The organism is Enterococcus sp. 12F9_DIV0723 (genome assembly GCF_002174375.1).
In the GTDB taxonomy this organism is placed as follows: Bacteria; Bacillota; Bacilli; order Lactobacillales; family Enterococcaceae; genus Enterococcus_A; species Enterococcus_A gilvus.
The window spans coordinates 1,476,609-1,482,527 of the sequence record NZ_NIBK01000001.1 but is presented as its reverse complement, the minus strand read 5'-3'; the positions used below and the strand labels follow the sequence as shown (position 1 = coordinate 1,482,527).

General features: G+C 39.4%; 7 protein-coding genes. All 7 read right to left on the bottom strand.

What is annotated here, in order from left to right; all coding sequences use genetic code 11:
• Positions 1–35 precede the first annotated feature (35 nt).
• Positions 36–1,166: a lactaldehyde reductase gene (fucO, locus tag A5868_RS07040; protein WP_087654119.1), complete on the bottom strand. Its 1,131-nt coding sequence runs from the start codon at positions 1,164–1,166 to the stop codon at positions 36–38.
• Positions 1,167–1,259: 93 nt separating this feature from the next.
• Positions 1,260–1,670: a sugar O-acetyltransferase gene (locus A5868_RS07035; protein ID WP_254908303.1), complete on the bottom strand. Its 411-nt coding sequence runs from the start codon at positions 1,668–1,670 to the stop codon at positions 1,260–1,262.
• Positions 1,637–1,819 (bottom strand): maltose acetyltransferase domain-containing protein, encoded by a 183-nt coding sequence (locus A5868_RS19340; protein ID WP_254908304.1) that lies wholly within the window; start codon positions 1,817–1,819, stop codon positions 1,637–1,639. Before A5868_RS19340 ends, A5868_RS07035 begins: the two co-directional genes overlap by 34 nt.
• A 36-nt stretch (positions 1,820–1,855) precedes the next feature.
• Positions 1,856–2,170, bottom strand: coding sequence for an L-rhamnose mutarotase (gene rhaM / locus A5868_RS07030; RefSeq protein WP_086304116.1), 315 nt, complete (start codon positions 2,168–2,170; stop codon positions 1,856–1,858).
• 12 nt (positions 2,171–2,182) lie between these two features.
• Positions 2,183–3,007 (bottom strand): rhamnulose-1-phosphate aldolase, encoded by an 825-nt coding sequence (rhaD, locus tag A5868_RS07025; protein WP_086304118.1) that lies wholly within the window; start codon positions 3,005–3,007, stop codon positions 2,183–2,185.
• A gap of 111 nt (positions 3,008–3,118) precedes the next feature.
• Positions 3,119–4,372, bottom strand: coding sequence for an L-rhamnose isomerase (gene rhaA, locus A5868_RS07020; RefSeq protein ID WP_086304120.1), 1,254 nt, complete (start codon positions 4,370–4,372; stop codon positions 3,119–3,121).
• Positions 4,360–5,814: a rhamnulokinase gene (gene rhaB, locus A5868_RS07015; protein ID WP_087654118.1), complete on the bottom strand. Its 1,455-nt coding sequence runs from the start codon at positions 5,812–5,814 to the stop codon at positions 4,360–4,362. Before rhaB ends, rhaA begins: the two co-directional genes overlap by 13 nt.
• Positions 5,815–5,919 lie beyond the last annotated feature (105 nt).

The following is a 5,919-nucleotide window of genomic DNA, read 5'->3' as shown; positions in this document are numbered from 1 at the left end:
TAACCGACACTTCCTTTTTGCACCTCATTCTATTCTTATACACATCTAGATGTGTATAAGAGACAGGGATTACCCGGTGTACAAACATCCTTAAACGCATCTTCAGCAATTTTTGGCAGGTCTTCAGCCTTCACCCCTAATTCAGAAATCGTTGCTGGAATTCCAACATCTTTTGATAGTTGATCAATCGCGACACAAGCAACATCTCGAACTTCTTCAATCGACAATGTGTCGGCATCATCAAGTTTTAAAACTTTAGCAATTTCCCGGTATTTTTCGCCTGTGTAATCTTTATTATATTTCATGATTGTCGGCAATAATGCGGCACAAGCAACCCCATGAGGGATGTTATACCAGGCCGATAATGGGTGAGCCATGCCATGAACCAAGCCTAACCCGACATTTGAGAAGCCCATGCCAGCAATGTATTGACCCAAGGCCATTTCTTCTCGATCTTTTGGTTCTCCAGCTACAGAAGAACGTAAGCTGCGGCCAATGATTTCGATTGCCTTCAAATGTAACATATCACTCATTTCCCAGGCACCTTTAGTGATTAAACCTTCAATTGCATGCGTCATTGCATCCATTCCCGTTGACGCACAAAGGCCCTTTGGCATTCCCATCATCATATCACTATCGATAAAGGCTACTAATGGAATATCATGAGGATCGACACAAACAAATTTGCGCAAATTGGCTTTATCAGTGATTACGTAGTTGATGGTCACTTCAGCCGCTGTTCCAGAAGTTGTTGGGACCGCTAAAATCGGTAAACTAGAATTTTTAGTGTCCGCTACACCCTCTAGACTGATGACATCGGAAAATTCTGGATTAGCTACAATAATCCCGATCGCTTTTGCGGTATCGATTGGTGAGCCGCCACCGATTGCAATGATCACATCTGCGTCCGCTGCTTTAACAAACGCGACGCCGTCTTTCACATTTTCAATTGTTGGATTAGGTACGATACCATCATAAACAACATAATCAACTCTCGCTTCATCCAATAATTTTGTAACCTTAGTCGCTACCTCAAATTTGATTAAATCTTTGTCAGTAACTACAACGATTTTTTTAAAGCCGCGTGCTTTTACTTCTGTCGGTATCGCTTCAATCGCCCCTTTACCATGATACGATGTTTCGTTTAAAATCATTCTATTTGCCATTATTAAAAACTCCTTTGTTGTTTTTTAACAAATCAATTGACAAAAATAGCGTAACGCTATTTTTTATGATTGCCTGTCTAATTATTCTGTGGGTTATTTTAACTCTTTGAAATAATAGACACGATCTCGCTCATTAAATTCGCGAATCACTTTGCACGGATTCCCCACCGCTAGTGAATTAGCTGGTATATCTTTACTAACGACACTACCGGCACCAACCACTACATTATCACCAATCGTCACCCCTGGTAAAATCGAAGAATTCGCTCCAATCCAGACGTTGTCACCCACTACAACAGGTACGTCAAACTCGGCTCTATGTTGTCGGCGTAACACAGGATCTAAAGCATGACCTCCAGTGTAAATTCCAACATTTGGGGCAATGAGTACATCATTACCAATCGTGATTGGTGCAACATCTGATAGTGTACAATTATTGTTTGCTAAGAAATTTTCTCCTACTGTAATATTCACTCCATAATCACAATGAAACGGCTGTTCCACAAATAATTCCTCGTCGGTTTGCTTGAACATTTTTTGCGTTCAGTCATTTTACGAGGATGGATATGATTAAAATCATAGAGTAGATCACGAGTGTCAAGACGAATCTGTAACAGCTCTTCATCTTGACAATAAATCTCCCCAGCAACCATCTTTTTAAAATTCGGTTTCGTAGAAGTCTCTATCTGCTATTTCAATTCAAAGACTTGGATCAAATCAACACTAACGGGAGAATTGTCCGGATTCGTTTCCATGATATCCGCCATGTAATCCCACCATTTTCGGTTAACTTCAGTATCAGACGTTTTAGCCCATAGTTCTTCATCTTGAATTTCCATATAGCCATATAGGTAATTGGTTTCTGGATCCAAGAAAATATAGTAAACATCGCCACCATGCTCTTTTAATATTTGGTGCATCTCAGGCCACAATTCATCATGACGTTTTTTATATTCATCTTCAAAACCAGGATATAGTTTCATTCGAACCGCTTTTTTAATCATAAAAACATCCCGTTAAACGTTTAAATAGCCAGCCTTCGGAGTAACACCAAAAGCATCAGCCAATTTTTTCAAATTTTCGTCTTCCAAGGTTTGTTTGATCCCACCTTGAGCCATCACGTAAGTATAGACTTGGGCCGCTTTTTCAGCCGTTTCAATCAATCCAAACGTTTCATCCATGTCTTTTCCTGCACCATAAATACCATGTTGCGGCCAGACAACCAACCGCGTTTCTATCATTTTTTCGGAAGTTGCTTCACCGATTTCATTTGACCCTGGAATCAACCATGGAATTACAGAAACTCCTTCTGGGAAAACCACCAAACATTCAGTACACATCTGCCATAATGTCCGAGTGAATTCTCGTTCATCTAAGTCATGACTAAAGGTCATTGCTAATAAATGTGTCGCATGGCAATGCATTACGATTCTGTTTTCCGGATCTACTTCAAGACGAGCAATATGACTCATGAAGTGACTAGGTAGTTCAGAAGTTGGTACTGCTTCATGAGTTAAGCCCCATAGTAATTGGATTTTTTGTCCATCATCAGCCACTCGAATTAAACCGATATTTTCTGCGGGTGCAACCACTACATTTTTAAAATACTTACCTGAACCAGTAACTAAGAAATATCTTCCTGCTAATTTTTGGGCATCAAATTTAATAGGCAATTCTCTTACCACTTTCATAGGATCCACAAACGGTAAAATCTCTTCTTCTGTTAACAAGTAGCTGATATTTCCGCCATTTCGTTCGTCCCAACCAAGTCGATACATATTAGTAGTCGCTTCAATCATTTTTTGTACAAATGGTGCGATTAAAATATCAAGTTTTTTCACAATAAGTTCCTCTTTTCCTTATTTAGGTCAACAAATATATTGACTTGTAGATCTCAACTGAACAAGTCAAGCATATAAGCAGCTACTTTATGCTTTGACTGGCTACTGATATTAGCGTTTCAACTGCACATCTTTTTCATATTGCATTACTTCTTCATACCACTCCATACCCACTGGTGCATTATTGATTTCACAGAAGTAGTTCCATACGTCTGCATAAGGGAAGTCTTTTAATTCTTCAGTGTAAGCCAAACGTTTAGTAAAATCGAATTCTTGTTCTGCTTCTTTTAATTCAGCAATTGGTTCTAACATAGCTTTAAGCAATGATTTTTGTGTATTACGTGTACCAATGACCCAAGCTGCAATCCGGTTAATTGTTGCATCAAAGAAGTCTAAACCAATGTTCGTTTTGCCTAATAAGTCATTGCGAACCAATTCTTTACCAATTTCTTGTAATTCATCATCCATGATTACTACATGGTCAGAATCCCAACGAACGGGTCGAGAAACGTGTAACATAATTCCTTTAGAGAACAGTGCCAATGAAGAAAGTTTATTTGAGATAACTTCAGTTGGATGAAAGTGACCAGCATCTAGACAGATTAATTTATCGCGCGTTAAGCCATAACCCATGTAAAACTCATGAGAACCGACTGTATACGCTTCTGCTCCTATACCGAATAATTTAGATTCAACTGCATCTTGTGTATATTCTTCATTAATTTCTTCAGAAAAGATTTCATCCAACGACTCCATCATCCGTTTACGAGGTGAGAAGCGATCGATTGGGTTATCTTTCATGCCATCTGGCATCCAGAAGTTATCAATACAGATTTGACCAATTTCTTTCCCCATGTATTCAGCGATTTTACGAGCGCGTTTACCGTGTTCGATCCAGTAATCACGAACTTCTTTGTCAGGATGAGCCAATGTCATTCCATCTTTCATCATTGGATGAGAGAAGAAGGTTGGATTAAAATCAAGACCTACACCTTGCTCTTTAGCCCATTCTACCCATTTTTCAAAATGTTTTGGTTCAATTTCATTTAAATCAACAATCTCATCTGTATCTAGGTAAATCGCATGGAGGTTCAATTTGTGTTTACCAGGGATTAATGAATAAGCTTTCTCCAAATCTTGACGTAATTGATCTGGTGTGTGCGCAGCGCCAGGGTAGTTTCCCGTCGCCATAATCCCACCTGTTAATTCGCCATCTGGTGTTAAGAAACCCTTCACGTCATCGCCTTGCCAGCAATGCATTGAAATTTTTACATTTGATAATTTCTCTAATACTGCGTCTGTATCCACACCGATACTTGCATATTTTTCTTTAGCATCTTCATAACGTTTTTTTACATCTGACATTTTAAAATCTCCCTCTTATATATTGCTGCTGAAATATCTGCAGAATGATGCGGATAATACATTTCTAATTCCACCGAATTGCGAATATCTTCACGGGCCTGTTCCAACGTACCATAGCCGTTGGTTGCAATCATTTGAACCATCAAATTCCCTATTGCAGTTGCTTCTCCTGGCCCCGCTTCTACCTCAATGTTGCAGGCGTCGGCCGTCAGCTGATTCAAGAATTTATTGTTTGACCCACCGCCGACAATATGAAGTTTACTGATTTTACGACCAGATATCTCAGCTAAATTTTCTAATTCAACGGCGTAGCACAGCGCTAAATTGTCGTAAATGCAACGAGCCAATTCACCAGGAGTTACTGGAATTTTTTGTTCGGTTTCGCGACAATAAGCTTGTAGTTCTTCAATCATATTGTCAGGATTCAAAAAGCGGCTGTCGTTAACATTCACAAATTGTTGGAACGGTTTTTCCTTCGCAGCTAATTCTGCTAATTCTGGGAAACTATAACGATAATCTTGCATACGAGCGACCTCTTGAATCAACCACATACCCATAATGTTCTTCAAGAAACGGATGGTTCCTTGCACTCCCCACTCATTAGTAAAGTTTGAAGCAAAGGCTTTTTCAGTTGATATCCCTTCAGGAATCTCAACTCCCATCAACGACCACGTTCCTGAGCTAATATATGCCCATTCATCTCCTCTCGCTGGTGTTCCTACGACCGCAGAAGCAGTATCGTGAGAGGCTATCGTAATAAAGGTTGCAGTAGGTAACTCGTATTCCGTAAATTTATCCGCTTGTAGCTCTCCTAAGATTTGACCTGGTTCAGCAATTGGGGGGAAAAGCGTATTCTCTATCCCCACAACATTTAGAATATTTTTATCCCATTCACGAGTTTTTAGATTCAATAATTGCATTGTGGAGGCGTTAGTTTTTTCTGTCACCGCTTTGCCGGTAAAGATATACCCGAGAAAATCGGGCATGAGCATCAGTTGTGCGGCATCGGCTAATTTCTCTTGTTCTTCAACAAACAACTGAAAGACTGTATTAAACGGTTGCAGTTGTATGCCTGTCTTTTTATAAAGTTCAGATAATGGCATTTCTTTATCAAAATCTACAATGACATTCTTAGTGCGATCATCTCTATAACTGACCGGATCTCCTAAAATATTCCCTTTAGCGTCAACGAGACCATAGTCAACGCCCCATGTGTCAATACCTACGAAGCATTCGTTGATTCCAGCTTTTTTGACTTTTTCCAGCCCTTTCAAAATTTCAGTAACCAAATTAGTCAAATTCCATCTATCTGTGCCTGCTTGATCTTGAAACCCATTTTTAAAACGATGAAGCTCTTCTAATTTGAAACCGCCGAGTCCATTAAAATTCGCATGGATTAGGCGACCGCTAGAAGCGCCGATATCTATTGCAATGTAATCCACTCCATTTCCTCCCATTCTATTTTTGGTATTAAACTGCTTCTAGGCAGTTACTCCTACTTTAAAAAACTATGTTTCCTTATTTAGTTACCGTGATATTTGGTTTTA